At 28.7% G+C, this 25,575-nt stretch carries 16 protein-coding genes and 1 pseudogene; 12 read left to right on the top strand and 5 right to left on the bottom strand.

Features of this window, described 5'->3' with window-relative positions; genetic code table 11:
* Positions 1 to 138 precede the first annotated feature (138 nt).
* The 5 genes and pseudogenes from ASHG_RS04980 to ASHG_RS04960 all read left to right on the top strand — a co-directional run bounded on the left by ASHG_RS04980 (position 139) and on the right by ASHG_RS04960 (position 6,638).
* Positions 139 to 1,830: pseudogene (locus ASHG_RS04980) on the top strand (Na/Pi cotransporter family protein).
* 125 nt (positions 1,831 to 1,955) lie between these two features.
* Positions 1,956 to 2,681 (top strand): ABC transporter ATP-binding protein, encoded by a 726-nt coding sequence (locus ASHG_RS04975; protein WP_040397912.1) that lies wholly within the window; start codon positions 1,956 to 1,958, stop codon positions 2,679 to 2,681.
* Positions 2,671 to 4,302, top strand: coding sequence for an ABC transporter permease (locus tag ASHG_RS04970; protein ID WP_040397910.1), 1,632 nt, complete (start codon positions 2,671 to 2,673; stop codon positions 4,300 to 4,302). The genes ASHG_RS04975 and ASHG_RS04970 overlap by 11 nt, the downstream gene beginning before the upstream one ends.
* 387 nt (positions 4,303 to 4,689) lie before the next feature.
* Positions 4,690 to 5,715 (top strand): UDP-glucose 4-epimerase GalE, encoded by a 1,026-nt coding sequence (gene galE / locus ASHG_RS04965; RefSeq protein ID WP_040397909.1) that lies wholly within the window; start codon positions 4,690 to 4,692, stop codon positions 5,713 to 5,715.
* Positions 5,716 to 5,717: 2 nt separating this feature from the next.
* Positions 5,718 to 6,638 carry a sugar phosphate nucleotidyltransferase gene (locus ASHG_RS04960; RefSeq protein WP_040397908.1) on the top strand — a complete coding sequence of 307 codons (921 nt, stop codon included), beginning with the start codon at positions 5,718 to 5,720 and terminating at the stop codon, positions 6,636 to 6,638.
* Positions 6,639 to 6,840: 202 nt separating this feature from the next.
* On the opposite strand, the gene apf is transcribed toward ASHG_RS04960, so the two are convergent.
* The gene (gene apf, locus ASHG_RS04955; protein ID WP_040397907.1) at positions 6,841 to 7,719 is read right to left on the bottom strand and encodes an aggregation-promoting factor; all 879 of its coding nucleotides are present in this window, start codon (positions 7,717 to 7,719) and stop codon (positions 6,841 to 6,843) included.
* A gap of 239 nt (positions 7,720 to 7,958) precedes the next feature.
* Between apf and hydE the strand changes: the two genes are divergently transcribed.
* Positions 7,959 to 8,993 carry a [FeFe] hydrogenase H-cluster radical SAM maturase HydE gene (gene hydE / locus ASHG_RS04950; protein ID WP_040397906.1) on the top strand — a complete coding sequence of 345 codons (1,035 nt, stop codon included), beginning with the start codon at positions 7,959 to 7,961 and terminating at the stop codon, positions 8,991 to 8,993.
* A 20-nt stretch (positions 8,994 to 9,013) separates the two neighbouring features.
* Here hydE and ASHG_RS04945 read toward each other — a convergent pair whose 3' ends face one another.
* A complete protein-coding gene (locus ASHG_RS04945; protein ID WP_040397905.1) occupies positions 9,014 to 9,808 on the bottom strand; it encodes a histidinol-phosphatase HisJ family protein in 795 nt (264 codons plus the stop codon).
* A gap of 148 nt (positions 9,809 to 9,956) precedes the next feature.
* On the opposite strand from ASHG_RS04945, the gene ASHG_RS04940 reads away from it, so the two are divergent.
* The gene (locus ASHG_RS04940; protein ID WP_040397904.1) at positions 9,957 to 11,234 is read left to right on the top strand and encodes a hypothetical protein; all 1,278 of its coding nucleotides are present in this window, start codon (positions 9,957 to 9,959) and stop codon (positions 11,232 to 11,234) included.
* A gap of 54 nt (positions 11,235 to 11,288) precedes the next feature.
* Here the strand turns inward: ASHG_RS04940 and ASHG_RS04935 are convergent, their stop codons facing one another.
* Positions 11,289 to 13,211 (bottom strand): fructose-bisphosphatase class III, encoded by a 1,923-nt coding sequence (locus tag ASHG_RS04935; RefSeq protein ID WP_040397903.1) that lies wholly within the window; start codon positions 13,209 to 13,211, stop codon positions 11,289 to 11,291.
* A gap of 73 nt (positions 13,212 to 13,284) precedes the next feature.
* On the bottom strand, positions 13,285 to 13,914 hold the full coding sequence (locus ASHG_RS04930) for a hypothetical protein (RefSeq protein ID WP_084689280.1): 630 nt from the start codon (positions 13,912 to 13,914) through the stop codon (positions 13,285 to 13,287).
* Positions 13,915 to 14,024: 110 nt separating this feature from the next.
* Here ASHG_RS04930 and ASHG_RS04925 point away from each other — a divergent pair, with 110 nt between their 5' ends.
* From ASHG_RS04925 to rpoC, 3 genes are all read left to right on the top strand, one after another.
* Complete coding sequence (locus ASHG_RS04925; protein WP_040397902.1) at positions 14,025 to 14,537, top strand: nitroreductase family protein; 513 nt, start codon at positions 14,025 to 14,027, stop codon at positions 14,535 to 14,537.
* Positions 14,538 to 14,782: 245 nt separating this feature from the next.
* Positions 14,783 to 18,490, top strand: coding sequence for a DNA-directed RNA polymerase subunit beta (gene rpoB, locus ASHG_RS04920; RefSeq protein WP_040397901.1), 3,708 nt, complete (start codon positions 14,783 to 14,785; stop codon positions 18,488 to 18,490).
* 10 nt (positions 18,491 to 18,500) lie between these two features.
* Positions 18,501 to 22,061 carry a DNA-directed RNA polymerase subunit beta' gene (rpoC, locus tag ASHG_RS04915; protein ID WP_040397900.1) on the top strand — a complete coding sequence of 1,187 codons (3,561 nt, stop codon included), beginning with the start codon at positions 18,501 to 18,503 and terminating at the stop codon, positions 22,059 to 22,061.
* A gap of 29 nt (positions 22,062 to 22,090) precedes the next feature.
* On the opposite strand, the gene ASHG_RS04910 is transcribed toward rpoC, so the two are convergent.
* A complete protein-coding gene (locus ASHG_RS04910) occupies positions 22,091 to 22,372 on the bottom strand; it encodes a hypothetical protein (protein ID WP_040397898.1) in 282 nt (93 codons plus the stop codon).
* 192 nt (positions 22,373 to 22,564) lie between these two features.
* On the opposite strand from ASHG_RS04910, the gene ASHG_RS04905 reads away from it, so the two are divergent.
* A complete protein-coding gene (locus ASHG_RS04905; RefSeq protein WP_040397897.1) occupies positions 22,565 to 24,160 on the top strand; it encodes an alpha-glucoside-specific PTS transporter subunit IIBC in 1,596 nt (531 codons plus the stop codon).
* 59 nt (positions 24,161 to 24,219) lie between these two features.
* Complete coding sequence (locus ASHG_RS04900) at positions 24,220 to 25,545, top strand: 6-phospho-alpha-glucosidase (RefSeq protein WP_040397896.1); 1,326 nt, start codon at positions 24,220 to 24,222, stop codon at positions 25,543 to 25,545.
* Positions 25,546 to 25,575 lie beyond the last annotated feature (30 nt).

The raw sequence follows: 25,575 nt of genomic DNA, 5'->3' as shown, positions 1-25,575 counted from the left end.
TATTTGTCTAATTTTATTTTTATGAATACTAAGAAATATTAATTTTTCAATTGTTGTTTTGTATTTTTTATGATAATATTATATTTAAGTAAGATTTTAGTAAAATCTTTTAAATTTATATTTTTATATGGAGGAATTATGCAATTATCGGCATTATCATCATTGCAATGGAACCTGATTGCAGGTGGCCTTGCAATCTTTTTGTTTGGTATAAATTTGATGGGAGATTCTCTTACAAATTTTGCTGGACCTAAACTAAGGGGGTATGTAGAAAAATATACTTCTAATCCTATAAAAGGAGTCCTCGTTGGAATTGTAATTACAGGATTAATTCAATCATCATCAGCAACAACTGTTATAGCAATTTCTTTCGTTAGGGCAGGTGTTATGAGCCTTGAACAAGCAATTGGTGTAATTTTGGGTGCCAATATAGGTACAACTGTTACTGCTGTTTTGATAGGTTTTAATTTGGACTATTTATCTTATTTTATTTGTCTAATCGGTGTGGTAATTTTTCTTTTTTCTAAAAAAAGAAAGGGAAAATATATTGGTGAAATTCTTATAGGTTTTGGACTTTTATTTATTGGTTTAAAAATGATGGGAGATAGCTTATCTGAGCTTAAAAATATTCCAGGTTTTGAGAATATAGTTACAGATCTTGGTAAAAATCCTATTATTGCTGTATTTGTTGGTGCAATTTTAACAGCTTTAATCCAATCATCATCAGCATTTATTGGTATAGTCCAATCCTTGTACGCATCAGGAGCTATCGGATTAAATCTTTCATTAGGATTTTTATTTGGAGCTAATATTGGAACATGTATTACTGGTATTCTTGCATCTTTGGGTGGATCTTTATCTGCTAAAAGAACAAGTTTATTTCATGTATTGTTTAATGTTTTGATTTCAGCAATATTTTTGATATTATTAGTACCTTATGGAGGATTTATTTCCTTTGTTTCTGATAAATTTTCCTTTAATCCTATGATGACAATTGCTTTGGGACATTTTACCTTCAACTTTATTGGTATGATTTTATTTGTTCCACTTATTAAACAAGTATCAATAATACTTCACAAGGTTATTCCAGGAAAAGATTCTATTTTCTCAGATGTTTCTGAAATTGAACTTGAAGAAAGCTTGATAAATACTTTCCCAGCAGCAGCTCTTGATCAAGCTAAAAATGCTATAATAAAAGAAAGTAAAATCGCTCTAGAAACTATCAAAGCAACAAAAAAATATTTGAATTCTAGAGATAAAAATGATCTTTCTACAGTAAATCAAGCTGAAGCCTTGGTAAATGAAATGGATACAAAAATACAAAAATATATTTTGGATATCTCAAAATCAAATCTTGTAAATGAACTTGAAGGGGATATTCACAATTATTTGCAAGTTCAAATAAATGTAGAAAGGGTGTCTGACCTTGCTCAAAATCTTGGAGAATATTTTGATGAGATTAATGAAGCAGGAGAAAAATACAATGAAGAAGCTTTAGAAGATTTAAATAAAATTTATGATTTAGTTATAAATAACTATGTAAATGCTATTGAAGTTTTTGAAAGTGAAGATTCAGCTTTGTATGAAACTTTAAAAGAAGACGAAGCAAATCTAGATTGATTAGAACAAAATTTAAGAAGATCTCATTATAGAAGACTTGCACATGGTGAAAAATTATCTACTGTAACAAGTTCTGTTTTTGTTGATATAGCATCGACTATTGAAAGAATTGGTGACCACGCATTTAATATAGCTCGTCTAACAGTTGATCCTGTAAAAGTTCACGATGAATATGAAAAACAAATTGTAAAACTAAATACAGAAAATTAATATAAAAGCTTATAGGTTATGAAATTAACCTGTAGGCTTTTTTTGTTTATTGATTTTTATATTAGGGTAGGAAAACCATGAACATTAAATTATATAATATTAAATTATATAATAAGGAGGGAAATTTGTTAGAAGTTAAAAATTTTTCAAAAAAATATAAAAATGGAAACATTGCCGTTGATAATATATCATTTACTGTAAATAATGGAGAAATATTTGGATTTTTGGGGCCAAATGGAGCTGGTAAATCTACAACTATAAAAGCTATTGTTGGTCTTATTAAAAAAACAAAGGGAGATATTAGTATTGATGGGTTTAAATTAGAAGATAATCCCATTTTATATAAAAATAAATTTTCCTATCTTGCTGATAATCCAGATTTATTTGACAAATTTACTGGAATTGAATACATAAATTTTGTGGCGGATATTTATGGAATTGATGAGAAAACTAGAAATGAAAGACTTAATACCTATCTTGATTATTTTGACATAAGAGAGGCTATGGCGGATTTAATTTCATCTTATTCTCACGGAATGAAACAAAAACTTGCTATAATTTCATCTCTAATTCATGATCCTGATCTTTTAATTTTGGATGAACCTATGGTTGGGCTTGATCCAAAATCTTCATACAATCTTAAAAAAATAATGAAACAAAGAAAAGAAGAAGGAAAGATGGTTTTCTTTTCAACTCATATAATGGAAGTTGCAGAAAATATTTGTGATAGACTTGCTATAATCTCTAAAGGAAAAATTGTAGCAGAAGGTTCTCTTTTTGAGATTAGAGCTAATCTTAATGAAAATAAATCTCTAGAAGAATTATTTTTGGAGTTAACAGATGAAAACTAAAAGATTAAAAATATTATTTAATAAATATTTTAAGGAGGAGATAGAAAAGTATTTGCCAGGTACAAAAGTTATAGGACTTCCAGATGATTACACAAGAAGAGTTTTATATTTACTTTTGATTTATGGTTTTTATACTTTTATGGGACTAACAATATTTTCTAGCTTGGCATATTCATTTTTAAATAAAAATGATGAATATACATATTTTTTATCTTCAAGTTTAATAATAAGTATTTTTACAATAATTTTATCAGCAGTTGATTTAGTTACAGATTATTCAAAAAGCAAAGAAACAAATATTTTGATGACCATGCCAATAAGAGATGAGGAAATTTATTTGTCAAAATTTCTAGCTATAGTTTTATCCAAATTTGAAATATTCTATTTTTATATTTTGATGATTTTAGTTTATATATTTAATATGGGATTTTCTCTAATAAAATTATTTGCAATGATATTAAATTCTTTGCCAATATTTGTAAGTTCAGTTGCTATAATTTCTATTTTTATCATGATAATTATGAGATATTTTACTATAAATTCTTATAAGACTAGTTTGAAATTTATTGCTTATGGCTTTTTACTTTTAATTTTTGGACTTATTTATTATTATTCTTATAAAGAAAATGGCCGTGGAGATATTATAAATACAGCAATGAAATTTTTTAATAAAAATTTAGATAAAATATCATTGTTATTTTTTCATACAAAAATTTATGGAAAAAGTCTAGGAGGAAGTAGTATAGATTTTATAATTTATAGTCTGTTTCTTTATGCATATACATTTTTAATTTTGTATATACTGGCAAAACTTGCTTCAAAAATATATTTTGACTCATTAATTGGAAAAGAAAAAAGAAAAATTCATAAAAAAAATAAAATATTCTCAAACAAAAAATCTTCAACAATAAAGGCGATTTTTAAAAAAGACTTAAAAACTATTATAAAAAGTCCAGTTTATATATTTTCAATTGTATTAAATTTAATAATGTTTACAATTATATGGGGATTTGGGACAATCCAACTTTTTGATTTAATAAAGAAGCTTGATTTCTTAAATGTAGAAGTATATCTATTAATAATTCTAGGATCTTTTTCCTTTAGATTTCTAATTATGGCAAATGATTTAGGCTTAAATTCATCCTTGTCAAGAGAAGGAGAAAGTTTGTATCAAACTCTAACCTTGCCAATAAGTCCAAAAGAAAATATTTTGGGAAGAATTTTATCAATAAATCTTGTAAATTTAATAATAAATTTCACTTTTTGCTTGATAGTAAAATTTATCATAAAAATTAACATCTTTCTGATTTTTGCTATCTTTTTAGGTTTTACACTTGCAAGCCTTATCTCATCACTTTTGGGGCTTTTGATGGATGCTAATTCAGTTAATATTCATTGGAATAAAGAAAGAGATCTAATAAAAGGCTCATCACAAAATGTAGGATACTATGTGATTTGTGGAATAGTTGTGACAATAGTTGGCGTTTTTGCTTATTTAGTCTATAAGTTTACAAATATTTATATTGGCTTTATGTTTGTAATGAGTTTAATTTTAATTTCTATAATTTTTTTATATAAATCAATTTTAAAAAAATATAAAGATGGCTTCTATGATTTATAAGATACATTTTAAGATAGTTATTTATTATTTTTAATTAGTATATAAAAACTTTCAAAGGTTTTCCACAAAGAAGTCTAATAAGTGGTAAAATAGTAAAAGAAGATTACAATTATTATATTGAAAATAAAAAAATAATTTGTTATAGTAGTTAAGAAAAATTATTAAAATTTTAAGAATTATGATGTTTATCAAAAATGTATTTCTTTCTCGTATATGAGTTGAACAAATATAATGAAATTTAGGAAAAATAATTCAAAATTAATAGTAAAGGTTTATTATGTAGAGTTTTTACTAGATCAACAATATGCTTATATTAAGTTTAACGATGAAAAATACATTTATTGATATGAATAGTCAAAAAAATATTCTTATATAAGGAGATTTTAAATGAAAAATATATTAATTACTGGTGGAGCGGGCTACATTGGGAGTCATGTATCAGTTGAATTATTAAACAAAAATTACAAGGTTATAGTATATGATAATTTAACAAATTCATCAAAAATTTCAGTAAAAAGAGTTGAAGAAATTACTGGAAAAAATATAACTTTTTATGAAGCTGATATACTTGATGAAAAAAAATTAAGCGAAGTTTTTAAAAAAGAAAAAATAGATGTGGTAATTCATTGTGCAGCTTTAAAATCTGTAGGTGAATCTGTAAAAAAACCTCTAGCATATTATCACAACAACATTACAGGAACTTTATCTTTGTTAAAAATTATGAGAAAATATTCTTGTAAAAATATTATTTTCTCATCATCAGCAACAGTTTATGGAGATCCAGAAAGTGTTCCAATCACTGAAGATTTTCCAAAAGGAACTTGTACAAATCCATATGGATGGACTAAATCTATGATGGAACAAATTATGACAGATTTACAAAAATCAGATCCAGAATGGAAAGTTGTTCTATTAAGATATTTTAATCCAATAGGAGCACATAAATCTGGAAAAATTGGAGAAGATCCACAAGGAATTCCAAATAATCTTTTACCATATATTGCTCAAGTTGCAGTTGGAAAACTTGATTATTTGAGTGTTTTTGGAGATGATTATGACACAGTTGATGGAACAGGAGTTAGAGATTATATCCATGTAGTAGATCTTGCAAAAGGTCATGTTCTTGCTGTCGATAAAATTGATAAATTAAAAGGAGTTTCAATATTTAATCTTGCAACAGGAAAGGGCTATTCTGTTCTTGAAGTTTTAAAAGCTTTTGAAAAAGCTTGTGGAAAGAAAATTTCCTATAAAATTGTACAAAGACGTGAAGGGGATATTGCAAAATGTTTTGCTGATGCAAGTAAAGCTTACAAAGTTTTAGGATGGAAAGCTAAAAAGGATATTGATGAAATGTGTGAGGATTCTTGGAGATGGCAATCACAAAATCCTAATGGTTATAAAGAAAAGGAGTAAAAATGAATACAACACTAGTAGTTCTTGCTGCAGGAATTGGATCAAGATATGGACAAGGAATAAAACAGCTTGCAAAAATGGATAATAATGGTTATACAATAATTGATTATTCAATTTATGATGCAATAAAAGCTGGATTTAATAAGGTTGTTTTTATAATTAGAAAAGATATAGAAAAAGATTTTAAAGAAATAATAGGAAGTAGAATTGAAAAAATTATAGATGTAGAGTACGCATATCAAGATATGGAATTACCAGATGGATTTGAAAGTCCAAAAGACAGAAAAAAACCATGGGGAACAGTTCATGCATTGCTTTCTACTAAAAATATAGTAAAAGAACCATTTTTAATAATAAATGCAGATGATTACTATGGAAAAGGTGTGTTTGATTCGCTTCATGAATTTCTTGTAAAAAGCGATAAAAAAATTGATAACAAGTTACAAGTTGCTATGGCAGGATATAAATTAAAAAACACCTTATCAGATAAAGGAACTGTAACAAGAGGAGTTTCTATAGGAAATGAAGAAAATAAACTTGTGGACATAATAGAAACTCATGAAATCAAATTAGAAGAGGATGGAAAAATATCAAGCAAAGAAAATCTCGATGAAAATATACTAAACCTAGAATCAACAGTATCAATGAATCTTTGGGCATCATTTCCAGAATTTATTGATATGAGCGAAAAATATTTTAAAAAATATCTAGAAAAAAATAAAGAAAGATTAGATTCTTGTGAATATGTTCTTCCAGAAATGATAGGGGAGTTTATTGGAGGAAATAAAGCTGATGTAACAATAATTTCTACAAATGATAAATGGATAGGAATAACCTACAAAGAAGATTTAATTCCAGCTCAAAAATCATTTGAAAAAATGTTTGACGACGGATTATATCCTTATGATATTTGGGAAAAATAAATATATCAATAAAACGCCTAAAATGATTTTGGCGTTTTTTAATTTGCTTTTTTATTAGAAAATACAGATATTTTTTAAAAATTTACAAATAATATTTATTAATCTATATTTATAATTTAATGAATACCTTTTTATTAATATTAAGAATACAAAAAACCTTCAAGCCTAAGCTTGAAGGTTTAGTTTATATTATTATTTAATTTTAGTACCAACCATTGTTATTCCAGAATGCTAGGGCGTTATCCCATGAACCATATCTTTGAGCTACATATTGGTCAGCAACTCTTTCTTGGTTAGCTGGTGAATAATCTCCATTTAAGTAAGATGAAGATAATTGGTATTTTCCTATATATTGTCCGTTTCTAGCGTTGTAAGATCCACCAGATTCTCTTTGAGCTATAATTTGTTTTGCTGACGAATTATTAGCTGTGTAAGATTTAGCTGGAGCTTGTTGAACTTGTTGAGTTTGTGCAGGTTGTTGATATGTTTGTTTAGGTGCTTGGTAAGTTTGAGCTTTTGCTTGTTGAGTTTGTGTAGCTTGTTTTGTATTATTATTTTCTTTTGAATTGTTATTTTCTTCTTTATTTTCTCTTGTGTTTCTTACACTTTGATTAATCAATTCTTGTGGAATATTTAAAAGTGTGTGATGAACGTATCCTTCTGTTCCATTAAAAGAAACTTTAACAAAACCATTGTTTGCTATAGCAATAACTTCAACAACATTTCCTTTTTGAAGAACTGAATAAATTTCAGAATTTAAATTATCAGATTTTCTAAAATTTGCTGGATTTAAAACTTCAGCTTGATCAGTTACGTTAAATAAGTATCCTGCAACAAATCCTTCTTTTCCGTTAAATTCTATTTTTAACCATCCATTGTTATCTTCTATAACATTGAAAGCTGTGCTATCATTGATTCCACCAATTACGTTTGAATCTAATCCTGCATTATCTCTAACATTTACTCCTTTAGCTTTATTTGCATCTTTAACTGCAACAGAAGCTTCTGATTTGTTAGATGCTGTAAAAATTGTAGGTATTACTATTGCCGCTGCTAGGGCATATTTTTTAAAATTTGTCATAATTATTACTCTCCTTAATAAATTTTTAATGTATTGTAACTATTTTTTAGTCATTATCTTATTAATTATTTCTTTTTAGTAACAAAGGTTACAAAAGATTTACAACTATTTTTTACAAACATTATAATAACTCATGAATGTGTAGAAAATATGTAGATATCATAAAAAAATAAATTTTATTATTTTATTATAACTATTTTTTTGTTATAATAGATGAATATAAAAGGAGTGAATAAGTTATGAGCTTTATAAAAGCAGAAAATTTTAGTGATCAAAGACTCTTGGATTTGATTGGTGATGATAAATATAATGAATATTTGTCTAAAAAAGCTGATAAAGTTAGACAAGAAATTTATGGAAAAGATGTTTATGTAAGAGGCCTTATTGAGTTTTCAAATTTTTGCAAAAATAATTGTTATTATTGTGGAATAAGAAAGTCTAATTTAAATGTAGATAGATATAGATTAAGCTTTGATGAAATTATTATGTGTGCAAAAATTGGTTACAAATTAGGATATAGGACTTTTGTTCTCCAAGGAGGAGAAGATCTTAGCTTTAAAGATGAGGATATTTGTAAAATTGTAGAAGAAATAAAAAAAATTCACCCCGATTGTGCTATTACTTTGTCTATAGGAGAAAGATCAAAAGAGGCTTATAGATCTTTTTATAATGCAGGAGCTGATAGGTATCTATTAAGAGAAGAAACTTCTAATAAGGATCATTATTATAAACTTCATCCTAAAGAAATGTCTTTTGAAAATAGAAGAGAGGCTCTTTTTAATTTAAAGGAAATTGGATTTCAAGTTGGTGGAGGTTTTATGGTTGGATCTCCTTATCAAAAAGACGAAGATTTAATTTCTGATTTGAGATTTTTGCAAGAATTAAAACCTGATATGATTGGGATTGGTCCATATTTATCCCAACATGATACTCCATTTAAAGATATGGAAAATGGATCTTACAAAAAAACCCTAAGATTAGTTTCAATTTTAAGACTTATGTTTCCTTATTGTTTAATTCCAGCAACTACTGCTCTTGGAACGATAAATCCTTTTGGAAGAGAGGAAGGATTAAAAGCAGGAGCAAATGTATTAATGCCAAATTTATCTCCTACTTCTTATAGAGAACTTTATTCTTTATATGATAATAAAATTTGTACAGGAGATGAGGCGGCTGAATGTAGGAAGTGTTTAGAGCTTAGAATAAACAAAGCTGGATATAATATAGTAACTCACAGAGGAGATGTATCTAAATATAAAAAAATGTACGAATAAAAGGCTCATTATGAGCCTTTTTAAATTTCAATTATTTTTTCTTTTTTGTTTTCAAAATAGGATATGTTCTTATAACCTAAATATTTTAAATGTTTTATTCCATCATTTATTTTGTAGGATATTGTATCAGGGTAATGAGAATCTGATCCTAGTGTTATTATTTTTCCACCTAAATCCTTGTATTTTTCTAAGATTTTATCTTTTGGATTTGCATAAGATAAATTATTTCTAAATCCAGCTGTATTATATTCAATGCCTCTATTTGTTTTTATTAACTCTTTTAGAATTTCTTCTATCAAATCTTCATAAAATGAAAAGTCTGGAATTACTGATTTATCTTTTATATATCTATCTATGTAATCAATGTGTCCTAAAACCGAAAAATTTTTACATGATTTTATGCTTTCTAGCATATATTGATAATATTTTTTAAAATAATATTTAGGATTTTTTTCGATGCTTTTCCTGTTTGACCAAATATCATTAAATTCTACTGCATGAATTGATCCTATTATAAAATCAAAAGGATTTTCGTCAATAAATTGATTTATTTTATCAGCATTTTCATAAGCTAATCCTACTTCAACTCCTGCTAAAATTTTTATTTGATTTTTATATTTTTCTCTAAACTTATATATAGTAGAAAAATATTTTTCAAGTTCAAAAGATATATCTCTGTCATTTTGGCAAAAATTGTCTATGTGGTCTGTAAATGCCATAATTTTTATATTATTTCTAATAGCTGCTTTAATATTTTCTTCTGGGTCAGTATATGAGTCGAAAGAAAATTTTGAGTGTAAATGTAAGTCTTGCATATTATTCCTTTCTTTAATAAATATTCTTTATTACTCTTCTTTTAAATAATAACATAAAAATATATGTATGATAAATTCACTCTTTACTATAATTTTTTTGTAAAATTTGATATAATCATAAATAGAATTTAAACAGGAGAGGGGAATTATGAAAAAGAATAATAAAATTATAGCTTTGGGACTTGGATTATCATTACTTTTTACACCAGTAAGTAGCTTTATTACAAATAATGCTAATCTTGTTTATGCTGAAGATATTATCCAAGAAGATGAGAAAAATTATGATGAATTTATAAAAGAGATAAATGAATTTATGAATTCTGATCAATTTAAATCCTTAGATAAAGAAGATCAAAATAATTTTAAAGATTTAACTAGTGATTTAAAATCTGAAAATCTTGACGATCAAAAAGTTGAATTAATTAAAGAAGAGATGGATAAAATTAATTTATCATATATTTCTAACAGATACACTACATTAAAAGAAGAAGTTATGAAGCTTAAAGCTGATAATTTATCTGACGAATTGATTAAAGAACTCGATTCATATGAGGATGAATACGAATCTTATGAAAAATATGAAGAGAAAATAATTAATCTAGAAAACACAAAAAAATCTATAGAAACTTACAATAAAGATTTAAAAGATCATAAAGAAAATCTAAGAAAAGCAATAGAGGCTAATAAGAGTTTAAAAATTAACTTTAAGGCTGAAGAAGCTGTATTAAAAAATGAAAAATCAAAACTTTCTGATATTGATAATGCTATAGAAAGTTTAAATGATAAGATTGATGAATATAATAAAAAAGTAGATGAAGAAAATAGTAAATTATATTTAAAAACTCTTAAAAAAATTATTGATGGAGAAAATTCAATAAAACAGTCAGAAAAATATAAAAGAGCTACGAAGAACTTGAAAGAAGACTTTGATAAGAGTGTGCAAGCTGCAAAAGATGCCTATCAAAAATTAAACAAAAAAGTAGAAGTAAACAATGTTGATAAAATAATTGATAATTATAATAATTCTTTTGATAAATTAGATGGTGGAAAAAATCTATCAGAATATAATAATCTAGTTGATTTTTATAACAAAAATAGGGATAAATTATCATCAGAAAATCAAAAAAAATATGATAAGCTTGTAAAAGATTTAATTGATAGCGAAAATATCAGCACAAATAACATTAGTGAATTAAAAGAATCTATTGAAAAAGATATTAAAAAAGATATTAAAAAAGATGGAAGAAAGACAGGATCTTTAGTCCCAGTTAGAAAAAGTAAAATTGGTGTAAGAAAATCTAGTCCAAAAGTTAAGAAAAGTCGTTCTTTTGTAAGAACTGGAGTAAAATCCGTATGGATTTTCTTAGCTATATTAATAATTGCACTTGCATCTTACTTTTTCATTTCAAAAAAAGATAAAAAATAAAAGATAAAAAAATCTTCAAGTTTGGTTTTAGCCATAAACTTGAAGATTTTTTCTTTACTTAAATTTTTTACCTTCATCAATTACTTCTAATAGTTCTTTTAAAACTTCTATTCTAATTTTTATTTTCTCTCCTTCGTCAGTATCTTTTATTAACATTCTTGGAATTAATTTTTCAGTTTCATAAATTTTTGGAGTATAAGAGCCCATATTATCTCTAATATTAGTGTAAGAAAGATGTTCTGCTAAAGCAATATGGTGGGAGTTATACATCAAAGTATAGCCTGCAATACCTGTCTTTTTTTGATATGGTTTTGAAATTCCTCCATCAATTACATATAATTTTCCGTTTGCCCTTACAGGTTTTTTGCCTTCTTTTACTCTAACAGGAACGTGTCCATTAATTATCCTTCTTCTTTCACTTTTTAAATTGAATTCATCAAGAATTTTATTACAAATTTCTTCTTTTTTATTTAAATCGTAATAAGGATTCATTTCTTCATATTTCAAATCTTTGTCATCAACCAAGGAATTTTCAAAATACGAATACTGACTTTTGCCGAAAATTGGAGATTTTTTTCCACAAACTAAATACCAGCAAATATCTTGAGCAAAAAGTTTTTCTTTAGGATTTTTTGAAAAATAAGCATCTCTTGCAAGTTTATCAAAAATATCAAGCATAGCACGTCCTTTATAAGACTTACCTTTTATTGATATTTCTTGAAAATTTCCATCCTTATCCATTGGAATACAGCCATGAAATAGCAATGATCCGTTAGACTTTTTGTACATAGAACCATTTGTGTACATAAAATTAATGTGTTTATTCAAAAGAATATTTTTGGAAAATTCTTTTTGTAAAATATCTATAATATATTCTTCTTCTGGACTTAATTTACTAGGATTTTTTGGATCAATTGTTGGGAAGTTTGTATCAAGAAGTTTTGCTCCCTTATAAGTCATATTAGAAAAATCTATAAATTTTAGAGAGTTTCTATCTTCCATATTAAAATCTGGATTTCTATCCAAAAGCTGACTATCAAGTTTATATCTTATGACACTCATTGCCTTATGCATTTTTGCAGCAACTTCCTTATTTATTTTGTCATAAATATTTTCTTCAAAAATTTTAGGCATAAATCTAAGACATGGATCATTCCTATAAGTTTTCATCGAAAATTCATATAAGGGTCTTAAATTAATTCCATAACCTTCTTCAAGAAAATCAAAATTATTATAAGAAATAGAAGAACAAATACAAGCAGCAACTAAGGCTTTATTTCCAGAACAGGCTCCCATCCATTCCATATCATGGTTTCCCCATTGTATATCAACATTTGGAAATGAAATTAATTCATCCATAATAATATGGGCACTTGGGCCTCTATCGTAAATATCACCTACTATATGAAGACTATCAACAGAAATTCTTTGGATTAAGGTTGACAAAACTATAATAAAATCATCGGCAGATTCATACTTTATTATATATTCAATTATTTTTTCATAATATAATTTTTTATTAAACTCAGAATCATTTGTATATAGTAGCTCATCGATAATTTCTCTATAAGTTGAAGGAAATTTTTCCTTTACAATCTCTTTTGGGTACTTTGTAGAAACAAACCTAAATAAGTTCACAAGCCTATGGATATTTATTGTGTACCAATCATCGTCGATAATATTATTTTCTTTAAGTCTAACAAGTTCTCTTTGAGGATTATAAATTAAATTTGCTAAATCATCTTGGTCTTTTTTAACAAGAGTATCACCAAAATATTGCCTAGTCTTATCTCTTATATTTCCTGCGGCAGATCTTAAAAGATGAATAAAAGCCTTTGCTTCACCGTGAAGGTCAGAAAAAAAGTATTCAGTTCCTTTTGGTAGATAAAGCTTGGCATTTAAGCTAATAAGTTCGTCAACTAAATCAGTTCTACTTGGATAGTTTTCTCTTAAAATATTTAAATATTTTTCATTCATAAAAAACCCTTTCATAAGTTTCAAAAAAAAGCAAGGTAAACCTCACTTTTTAGTACATAACAAACTACAAATTTTAACTTTCAGAATTATACTCTGATTTTTTATTTTCTACTTGATCATTAGAATCTTGGTTTGTTTCTAATTTATTATCTTCATAACTTTTTTCTACATTTAAAGTGTTATCAGGATTTTCAAGTTTTTCTTTCTTATTTTCAACCTTTTTATCATTATTAACTTCATTATAACTAATATATTTAACATCATTAGTCTGTTCTATTTCATCGTCAAGGTAAAACTTATTTTTTTCTCTAAGCGCTAACATAGAACCTATAATTAAAAAGACATTAAAAATATATGAAATAATAAAAATATTATCTCTTATAAAAATATGCCCTATAACAGAAACAAAAATAAAGAAAAAACCTGAAAAAATATTAAATAGATAGTTTTGTTCTTTATTTATAGAATCAAAAATCTTTTTTGATATATAAGTAAAAATTATAAATAATAAAAAAAGCATAACAAAAGAAATTGGTTTAATAATTTCAAGAGTTATATTAGAAAAACCTAATAGATCAAAAATTGCAAAAACATATTTTCTATCAACAAACAAAGAAAATAAAGATATCAAAAAAAGACCAAGGCTAATAAACAAATAATAAATTGATGCTAATTTTAAGAAAAACTTACTAATTTTTTTCATCAAATCCTCCTATTTAATTAATTATACCAAAACAATTAAAAATTATGAAGACAAAAAACAAGTTTTGAAGGCTTATTTATAGTATAATATAAATAAAGAAGGGAGATATTATGGATTTTGATAAAGTAATAGAAACAAGAGTTTCAACAAGATCATTTTTAGACAAAAAAATTGAAAAAAATGATTTAGAAAAAATTGTAAAAGCTGGAATAAAAGCTCCGGTTGGTAGAAGTCAATATGATAATATGGCAATTACTGTAATAACAAATAAAGAATTTATTGGAGAAATTTTAGAAGAAGCAAGAGAAATTGCAAATGATCCAAAAGCAAACCCTATATATTCTGCACCATATTTAATTATAATTTCAGCAAAAGAGGGCCACGTTACAAAACTTGAAGATACAGCATGTATTATAGAAAATATGTCCCTAAAAGCAACAGATCTAGGTATTGGATCATGCTATATAAGAGGAATGTTTGAAAGATTTGATAAAAATGCAAGATTTATAGAAAAATTAAATATAGAAAAAGATTTTTATCCAGTTCACGGATTAATTTTAGGTTATCCTAAAGAAGAATTAAAAGGGAAAAATCATAAAATCAAAACAAACTACATCGATTAAATTATTTGACAAAAATAAATAAAAAAATATAGTAAGAAAAACTCATAAATCGAGATAAAAAATCTCCTAAATTATTTGACACTTACTAGCATGTAGTGATATAATAAACAATTGCTAGAATTCTAATTTAGCGAGATTTTTTTATTTATGTAAAAAAGGCTTATAGAAAGTTTGAAAAGCCCTAAAATTACATAAAAGTCAAAAGAAAGTTTTAGGCTAAAAGCAAGATAAAGGAGTAATTTATAGTGCAATATCATAAAGAGTTATTTGGTAAAACTGAACGTGTTAGCTTTTCTAAATTTCCTCAAGTTCTTGATTTGCCAAACCTATTGAAAGTACAAAAAGATTCTTATAGGTGGTTTATAGAAGAGGGCTTAGGAGAAATTTTAGAAGATATTTCCCCAATTGAAGATTATAATGGCAATTTAATACTTGAATTTGTAGGTTATGATTTTGATGATGAAACAAAATATACAATAGAAGAAGCAAAATATAAGGATACAACATATTCTAGAGACCTCAAAGTTAAGGCTAGACTTATTAATAAGGAAACTGAAGAAGTAAAAGAACAAGAAGTATTTATGGGAGATTTCCCAATGATGACTGATTCAGCAACTTTTGTAATTAATGGTGCTGAAAGAGTTATAGTAAGTCAGCTAGTAAGAAGTCCTGGAGTTTATTATGCATCAGAGCTTGATAAATCAGGAAACAAAATGTATTCTTCAACAGTTATACCTAACAGGGGAGCATGGATAGAATTCGATACAGATGCATCTCATACAGTAAATGTAAGACTTGATCGTACAAGAAAACTTCCAGCAACAACTCTTGTAAGAGCTTTATTATTCGAAAATGATGAAGAAATCATTGAAGCTTTAGGAGATACAGAGCATTTAAGAAATACCTTAGAAAAAGAAAATTCAGAAACAAGCGAAGAAGCTTTAATAGAAATTTATAAAAAATTAAAACCAGGTGATCCAGCCAGTCTTGAATCTGCACAAAATTTAATAAATAATCTTTTATTTGATGATAGAAGATATGACCTTGCTAAAGTAGGAAGATATAAATACAACAAAAAATTAGCCTTACATGATAGACTAATTGATCAAATTTCTGCAAAAGACGTTATTGATGATGAAACAGGAGAACTTTTTGTTAAGGCAGGCGAAATGATAGATAGACAAACTGCCCTTAATATAGAAAAAAGTGGAATCAATGTTGTAGACATCATTGTAAAACAAGAAGATGGTGAGGACAAAGAATTAAGAATTTGTGGTAACCACTTTGTTTATTTAAATTCCTTTGAAGAATTAGAAGGAATTGATCTTTCAAATATTGAATTATCAGAAAAAGTATATTATCCAGTTATGAGAGAAATACTTGATGAAAATGAAGACAAAGAATCAATTATAAATGAAATTGAAAGAAGAAAAAAAGAACTTTGTCCAAAAAATATTGTAAAATCTGATATCCTTGCAGCAGTTAATTATCAATTTAACCTATTTGAAGGAATAGGTGAGGTTGATGATATTGATCACTTAGGAAATAGAAGAGTAAGAGGAGTTGGAGAATTATTACAAAATCAATTTAGAATTGGTCTTGCTAGAATGGAAAGAGTTGTAAGAGAAAGAATGACAACACAAGATCCTGATCTTGCAACACCTCAAGGACTTATCAATATAAAACCTGTCACAGCTGTTATAAAAGAATTTTTTGGATCCAGTCAGCTTTCACAATTTATGGATCAAACAAATCCAATGAGTGAGCTAACTCACAAAAGAAGATTATCAGCATTAGGACCAGGTGGACTTTCAAGAGATAGGGCAGGAGTAGAAGTAAGAGACGTTCACGATTCTCACTATGGAAGGATCTGTCCAATAGAAACTCCAGAAGGACCAAACATAGGTCTAATTACATCTTTAACAACTTATGCAAGAATTAATAAGTACGGATTTATAGAAACTCCTTACAGAAAAGTTGGAAAAGATGGACATGTAACAGATGAAATAGATTATCTAACAGCAGATATTGAAGACAATTTCATAATTGCTCAAGCCAACGAACCACTTGATGAAAACAATAGATTTATAAATGATCGTGTTTCAGGCCGTGGTATTAATGGTGAGAATGATATTTATCCAAGAGAAAGCGTAGAATATATGGACGTTTCTCCTCAACAAATTGTATCAGTTGGAGCAAGTTTGATTCCTTTCTTAGAAAATGACGATTCAACTCGTGCTCTAATGGGTGCCAACATGCAAAGACAAGCAGTTCCATTATTAAAATCCCAAGCACCAATAGTTGCTACAGGAATTGAACATAGGGCTGCAAAAGATTCTGGAGTTTGCGTAGTAAGCAAAAACGCCGGAGAAGTTGTGTATGTTGGAGATGAAAAAATTAGAATCAAAAGAGATTCAGATGGAGAAATTGATTATTATAGACTTCTTAAATTTAGACGTGCTAACCAAGGAACAACAATTAATCAAAGACCAATTGTAAAACTTGGAGAACATGTAGATGCAAATGAAATAATTGCGGACGGTCCTTCAACAGAACAAGGTGAGCTTGCCTTAGGTAAAAATATTCTTATTGCCTTTACAACTTGGGAAGGATATAACTACGAAGATGCTATGCTTTTAAATGAACAATTAGTAATGGATGATGTTCTTACATCAGTTCATATAGAAGAGCATGAATGTGAAGCTCGAGAGACAAAGCTTGGTGCTGAAGAAATTACAAAAGATATTCCAAATGTCGGAGATGACATGAAGAAAAATCTCGATGAAAATGGTGTAATAAGAATCGGTGCTGAAGTTAAAAGTGGAGATATCTTAGTAGGAAAAGTTTCACCAAAAGGAGAAACAGAACTATCTCCAGAAGAAAGATTATTAAGAGCAATTTTTGGAGAAAAAGCTCGTGAAGTTCGTGATACATCTCTTACAGTTCCACATGGAGAAAGTGGTATTGTTGTCGACGTAAAAGAATACAACAAAAAAGATGGCGATGAATTATCACCAGGTGTAAATAAAGTAATAAGAGTTTTTGTAGCAACCAAAAGAAAAATTATGGTTGGAGATAAAATGTGTGGTAGACACGGTAATAAGGGTGTTGTCTCAAGAATTATGCCAAGAGAAGATATGCCTTTCTTACCAGATGGAACTCCAATTCAAATTTGTCTTAACCCATTAGGTATCCCTTCACGTATGAATATCGGACAAGTTTTGGAAGTACACATGGGTCTTGCAGCAAGAACTATGGGATGGAAAATAGCAACTCCAGTATTTGATGGGGCATTAGATACAGAAATAGAAGAAGCTTTAGAAGAAGCTAAAAAAACTGCTTCATATGTAAATAAGACAGGAAAAATTAGACTTCGTGATGGAAGAACTGGAGAAGAGTTCCAAAATCCAGTTACAGTTGGAGTAATGTATATGCTAAAACTTCACCACATGGTAGAAGAAAAAATTCATGCAAGAAGTATAGGACCTTATTCACTTGTAACTCAACAACCTCTAGGAGGAAAAGCACAATTTGGTGGACAAAGATTTGGAGAAATGGAAGTTTGGGCTTTAGAAGCATATGGTGCAAGTCATACTCTTCAAGAAATTTTAACAGTAAAATCAGATGATGTTACTGGAAGAGTTAAAACTTATGAATCTATTGTTAAAGGAGAAAATGTACCAGAACCAGGTACTCCAGAATCTTTCAAAGTATTGGTAAAAGAATTACAATCTCTAGCCCTAGATGTTGAGCTTTTAGATGAAGATGGAAATGTAATTGAAATAAAAGAAAATATAGATGAGCAAGATAAGTTCTCTGAAGTTGAAAAAATTGATGCATCAAAAATTAGAAGTCAATCAAAAAAACTTAGTGGAGCAAATCTTTCTAAAAAAGAAGAAACAGTAGAAAGTACAGAATCTACAAATAAAGGTGTAGAAGAGCTAGAAGATTAAGGGGGATTTTTTGTCAGAATTACAAGAATTTGGTGCTATGAGGATGAAAATAGCATCTCCTGAAAAAATCAGATCATGGTCCCATGGTGAGGTGAAAAAACCAGAAACTATTAATTATAGAACACTAAAACCTGAAAAAGATGGTTTATTCTGTGAGAAAATTTTTGGACCTACCAAAGACTATGAATGCTCTTGTGGTAAATACAAGAGAATAAGATATAAAGGTGTTGTTTGTGAAAAATGTGGTGTTGAAGTAACAAAGTCTAAAGTAAGACGTGAAAGAATGGGACATATTGAACTTGCAGCTCCTGTAAGTCATATATGGTATTTCAAGGGAATTCCTTCAAAAATGGGACTTTTATTAGATATGAGTCCTAGAGTTTTGGAAAAAATATTATATTTTGCATCATATGTAGTAATAAACCCAGGTGAAACTGAATATTATGAAAAACAAGAATTATCTGAAAGTGAATACTCAGAAGCTCTAGATAATTATCCAGATGATACAGAATTTCAAGCTGAAATGGGAGCAGAAGCTGTTAAAAAGCTTCTTGCTAACATGGATCTTAAAAAAGAATATGAATCTTTGATGAAAGAACTTGAAGATGCAAAGGGACAAAAGAAAGTAAGAATTTCTAGAAGACTTGAAGTAGTTGATTCATTCTTAACAAGTGGAAATAAACCAGAATGGATGATACTTGATGTTCTTCCAGTTATGCCACCTGAACTTAGACCTATGGTTCAACTTGAAGGTGGAAGATTTGCTACAAGTGATTTAAATGATTTATATAGAAGAGTTATAAATAGAAATAATAGATTAAAAAGACTTCTTGATATTGGAGCTCCAGAAATTATTGTAAGAAATGAAAAGAGAATGCTTCAAGAAGCTGTTGATGCCTTAATAGATAATGGTAGACGTGGTCGTGCCGTAACAGGTGCATCAAATAGAAATATGAAATCTCTATCAGATTTACTAAAAGGTAAAAGTGGTAGATTTAGACAAAACTTACTTGGTAAGAGGGTTGATTATTCTGGTCGTTCTGTAATTGTAGTTGGACCTAACCTTAAATTTAACCAATGTGGTTTGCCTCAAGAAATGGCTTTAGAATTATTTAAACCATTTATTATGAATAAGGTTGTAGAAAAAGACCTTGCCCATAATTTAAAATCTGCTAAAAAAATGGTAGAGAAAAAAGACCCTAGGGTTTATGAAATTTTAGAAGAAGTTATTAAAGATCATCCAGTTTTATTAAACCGTGCCCCTACACTTCATAGACTTGGTATTCAAGCTTTTGAACCAGTTTTGGTAGAAGGAAAGGCGATGAAACTTCACCCATTAGCTTGTCCTGCTTTCAATGCTGACTTTGATGGGGACCAAATGGCAATACATTTACCTTTATCAAATGAAGCACAAATCGAAGCAAGACTTCTAATGATGTCAACAAATAACATTCTTGGTCTAAAAGATGGTAAAGCTATTACAACTCCATCCCAAGATATGGTATTGGGTGCTTATTATCTTACAACTATAAAAGAAGGCGCTAAGGGTGAGGGAATGATTTTTGAAGATATTTCAGAAATGAAAAAAGCCCTACTAAACCACAATGTAACCCTTCAAACAAAAGTTGGAGTTAGGATAAGAAAAGATGAAAATGATCCTGGAAAAATTGTAAATTCTTCAGTTGGTAGATTTATCTATAACGAAGGAATTCCACAAGATTTAGGTTATGTTAATAGAAAAGAAGATCCATACTCACTAGAAGTTGATCAAGTTACATCATCAGGTGTTTTAAAAGAAATTGTTGATCGTTGCTTTAGAAAACATGGAAATATAAAGACTGCTTCAGTCCTAGATTATATAAAATCAACAGGCTATAAGTTCTCAACTCTTTCTGGACTTACTGTTTCTATGTCAGACGTTACAATCCCTCACCAAAAATGGGATATAGTATCAAAGGCTGATAGTGAAGTTGATAAGTATGAAAAACTTTATAGACGTGGTTTTATAACAGATAACGAAAGATATGAAAAAGTTATAGATATTTGGAGAGAAGCTACTGATGATGTAACAGCAGCTCTTCTTGATGAATTGAAATCTGATAATAATATTAAAATATTTGCAGATTCCGGAGCCCGTGGTTCTACAAACCAAATCAGACAATTAGGTGGAATGCGTGGACTTATGTCAAGAGCTGATGGAAAAATCATAGAAATTCCTATAAAGGCTAACTTCCGTGAAGGACTTTCAGTACAAGAATACTTTATTTCAACTCACGGTTCTCGTAAGGGACTTACTGATACAGCTTTAAGAACTGCCGATTCAGGTTATCTAACAAGAAGAATGGTAGATATTTCTCAAGATGTTATAGTAACAGAAGATGATTGTGGTACAGATGGATATGTAATAGCTCGTGAATTTAAAGATGGAAACGAGTTAATAGAAAACTTGTACACAAGAATTGTAGGTCGTACATCATTCGAAGATATTTTTGATAATGATGGGGAACTAATAGTTGCTAAAAATCAAATTATTGATGAAGATAAGGCAGATAACATTGTTGCAAGCGGCATCAAAGAAGTTAAATTACGTTCAGTTCTTGAATGTAAATCAAAACATGGTGTTTGTGAAAAATGTTATGGTAGAAACCTTGCAACTGGTAAGAAGGTAAATATTGGTGAGGCTGTAGGAATTATAGCTGCCCAATCAATCGGTGAACCGGGTACTCAGCTTACAATGAGAACTTTCCACTCAGGAGGAATCGCAGGAGTAGGAATTACTCAAGGTCTTCCAAGGGTTGAAGAGTTATTTGAAGCAAGAAAACCAAAAGGACTTGCATTTATTGCTGAAAACTCTGGAACAGTTTCACTAATTCAAAATGAAAAGAAAACTGACGTTGAAATCTTATCAGAAGATGGATATTCTAAAAAATATAATATACCATTTGGAGCAAGACTTTTAGTATCAGAAGGCGATGTAGTTGAAAAAGGACAACAACTAACAGAAGGTTCCCTTGATCCACACGATGTATTAAAGGTTCTAGGAAAAGTTGGAGTTCAAGATTACATCACAAAAGAAGTTCAAAAAGTATACAGACTTCAAGGTGTAGAAATTGATGATAGACATATAGAAGTTATAGCAAAACAAATGCTTAAAAAAGTAAAAATAGAAGAAGCTGGAGATACAGAATTTTTACCAGGTTCTTTACAAGAAATTAGAGAAGTAAGAGTTATAAATGAAAAAATGGAAAAAGAAGGCAAAAAACCATGTGAATTTAGCCAACAACTTCTTGGAATTACAAAAGCATCACTTGCTACAGAATCATGGTTATCAGCAGCATCTTTCCAAGAAACAACCAGAGTTCTTACAGATGCATCTATTAAAGGAAAAGTTGATGATCTTAAAGGTCTAAAAGAAAATATAATTATAGGAAAATTAATACCAGCAGGTACAGGTATGAAAGTTTATAATGACTTTAATATCGACTATGAAAATAAAGATCTTGAAGATGCACAAATTCAAATGAATATAGAAGAAATAGAAAATAAAGAAAAAGAAACTTTGAATGAATAATATAAAAGAGTCGGCAATTGCCGGCTCTTTTATATTGTATTTATGATATTTAAAACTATAAAAATAAGTAATAAGATTAGTGTAGATTTTTTATATTTCATTTCTTTAAAGTTAAAATTAACTTTTTGAACTTTTGCTAGAAATAAGGAAAAAATTAAAAAACCTATAGAAAAAATAAGAGATCTCTTAAATGAATCGGCTTGATTGTTATTGTAAATGTAAAAATAAGCTAAATATTGAATTAATAAGACTAAAATTGCTGTGAATGGTAAGCTTAAAATATATTGTCTATAATTTTCTTTTGTGTTCATAAATTTTTCCTTTCTTTAATTATAAGAAAATTATACCGGAACTGTGATTACTTTTTTATGTGAATATTCACATTTTAAAAATAAATTTATAAAGATGTTAAGAATATCTAAATTTCAATGATTATTGACATTAATATTTTAAGAGGATATTATATAAGCATAAGATACCGTTTACCTAAGGAGGACTTAAAAATGATGGAGAAAATTCAAAAGTTCGGAGGAGCGATGTTTACTCCAGTAATGTTATTTGCTGTTTCAGCAGTGCTTATTGGTTTTGGAATATTGTTTACTAATGAACAAATACTAGGATCTATCGCAGCAGAAGGAACTTTCTGGAGAGGATTCTGGGATATGGTTTTATCTGGTGGATGGACCGTATTTAATCAGTTGCCACTATTATTTGCAGTTTCACTTCCAATTGGACTTGCAAATAAACAAAATGCTAGAGCGTGTATGGAATCTTTGGTTATATATTTAATATTCAATTATTATGTAGCTTCCATACTAGGAACTTGGGGATCAGTTTTTGGTGTTGATTATGCACTTGAAGCAGGGGCAGATTCTGGACTTGCAAATATTGCCAATATTAAAACCCTAGATATGGGTATGATGGGGGCTTTATTAATTTCAGGACTTGCAATATTTTTACATAATAAATATTTTGATACAAGACTTCCTGAATGGCTTGGAGTTTTCAGAGGATCTGCTTTCGTAGTTGGGCTCGGATTTATTGTTATGATCCCAATAGCTCTTCTTGCTTGTTTAATATGGCCTAAAATTCAAATGGGAATTTCTAGTTTCCAAGGATTTGTAACAAGTTCTGGAGGTCTTGGAGTATGGGTATTTATCTTACTTGAAAGATTGTTGATACCTTTTGGATTACACCATCTATTGTATGCACCTTTATATTATGATTCAGTTTTAGTTTCTGGCGGAATTTATGCTGCTTGGGCAAAACAACTTCCAGAGCTTGCGGCAAGTACTAAACCACTTTTGGATCTTGCTCCTTATGCTGCATTTACAGCTACTGGTTGGTCAAAACTTTTTGGTTGTGTTGGTATTGGTCTTGCCTTTTATAAAACTGCAAAGCCTGAAAATAAAAAGAAAGTTGCAGGACTTTTGATTCCAATCGTAATTTCAGCTGTAATGGCTGGAGTTACTGAACCAATAGAATATACATTCTTGTTTATTGCACCACCATTATTTGTTGTTCATGCTGTTCTTGCGGCTTGTCTTTCAACAGTTATGTATTATTTGGGAGTTGTAGGAGTATTTTCAGGAGGAGCAATAGAGATGGCTTCTTTAAACTGGATACCACTTATGGCAAATCACTGGTCAACTTATTTGAAGATGCTTATAGTTGGAATTGTTGCTATTGCAGTTTGGTATTTAGTATTTACTTTCTTAATCGAAAAATTTGACTTCAAAACACCAGGTAGAGAGGTTAAAAGTGATGTTAAGCTATACTCTAAAAAAGATTATAGGGCTAAAAAAGGTGGAGCTAAGGCAGAAGATGCTACAAAAGTCGATGCAAAAGACGAATTTCAAGTTATGGCTGATGAAATCTTAATTGGACTAGGTGGAGCTGAAAATATTAAAGATTTTACAAACTGTGTAACAAGACTTAGGGTAAATGTAAAAGATCCTGAAAAAGTTATGGAAAATGAATACTTTAAGCAAATTGGAACTTACGGTACAAGTAGAAACGGTAATTCTGTCCATGTAATTGTTGGAACAAATATCCAATATGTTGCAGATGAATTTGGACAAATTTTAGAAAACGAATAAGAAAAGAAAAAGAGTAAGAAAAGAAGGAATAATAAAAAATAAAAATAAGGAGAAAAAAGATGAAAAAATATGCTATAACAATTGCAGGTGGTGGATCAACATTTACACCAGGAATGATTCTAATGCTTATGGACAATCTTGATAGATTCCCAATTAGATCTATAAAATTATATGATAACGACAAAGAAAGACAAGATAAAATTGGAAATGCTTTCCATATATTTATGAAAGAAAGACATCCAGAAATTGAATTTGTTCATACCCTTGATCCAGAAACTGCTTTTACTGATACAGACTTTGTAATGGCACAAATCAGAGTTGGTAAATATGAAATGAGATCAAAAGACGAAAAAATCCCACCAAAATATGGTGTAATCGGACAAGAAACTTGTGGACCAGGTGGAATTGCTTATGGATTAAGATCAATCGGTGGAGTAATTGAAATCTTAGATTATATGGAAAAATATTCTCCAAATGCTTGGATGCTAAATTATTCTAACCCAGCAGCTATAGTTGCAGAAGCTACAAGAAGATTAAGACCAGATTCAAAAATCATTAATATTTGTGATATGCCAATTGACTTAATGTATAAAATGGCAGATATGGTAGGACTTAACCATTGGAAAGATTTAGATTTCTCTTATTATGGACTTAACCACTTTGGTTGGTTTACAGATATAAAAGATAAAGATGGAAATGATTTGATGCCACAAATCAAAGAACACGTTTCAAAAACAGGATTTGCTGATGGAATTGGAACAGCACAACACCTTGATGAATCTTGGGTTGAAACATTTACAAAAGCAAAAGATGTATATGCTCTAGATCCTGAAACAATTCCAAACACATATTTAAAATACTATCTTTATCCAGACTTTGTAATGGAACATACAGACATTAACCACACAAGAGTTGATGAAGTAAAAGAAGGAAGAGAAAAAGAAGTGTTTGGTTTATGTAAGACAATAACAGATAGAGGAACTGCAGAAGGAATCGACTTTGAAATTGACGCTCACGCATCATATATAGTTGACCTTGCAATTGCTCTAGCTGAAAATACAAAAGAAGTATTCTTATTAATAGTAGAAAATGACGGAGCAGTATCAAATTTTGATCCAACAGCAATGGTAGAAGTTCCATGTATAGTTGACAAATCTGGGTACAAAAAAATCTGTCAAGGTAAAATTCCACAATTCCAAAAAGGTATGATGGAAGAGCAAGTTTCAGTAGAAAAACTTGCAGTAGAAGCTTGGATTGAAGGATCTTACCAAAAATTATGGCAAGCAATCTCCTTATCAAAAACAGTTCCAAGTGCGAAAGTTGCAAAATTAATCTTAGACGATTTAATCGAAGCAAACAAAGACTTCTGGCCAGAACTTCATTAAAAATAAATCCTAGTAGCAGTATAATGTTAC

Source organism: Anaerococcus senegalensis JC48, assembly GCF_000321005.1.
GTDB classification, from domain to species: Bacteria; Bacillota; Clostridia; order Tissierellales; family Peptoniphilaceae; genus Anaerococcus; species Anaerococcus senegalensis.
Note: the sequence above shows the minus strand (reverse complement) of the source record. Positions and strands in the feature narration are given on the sequence as shown.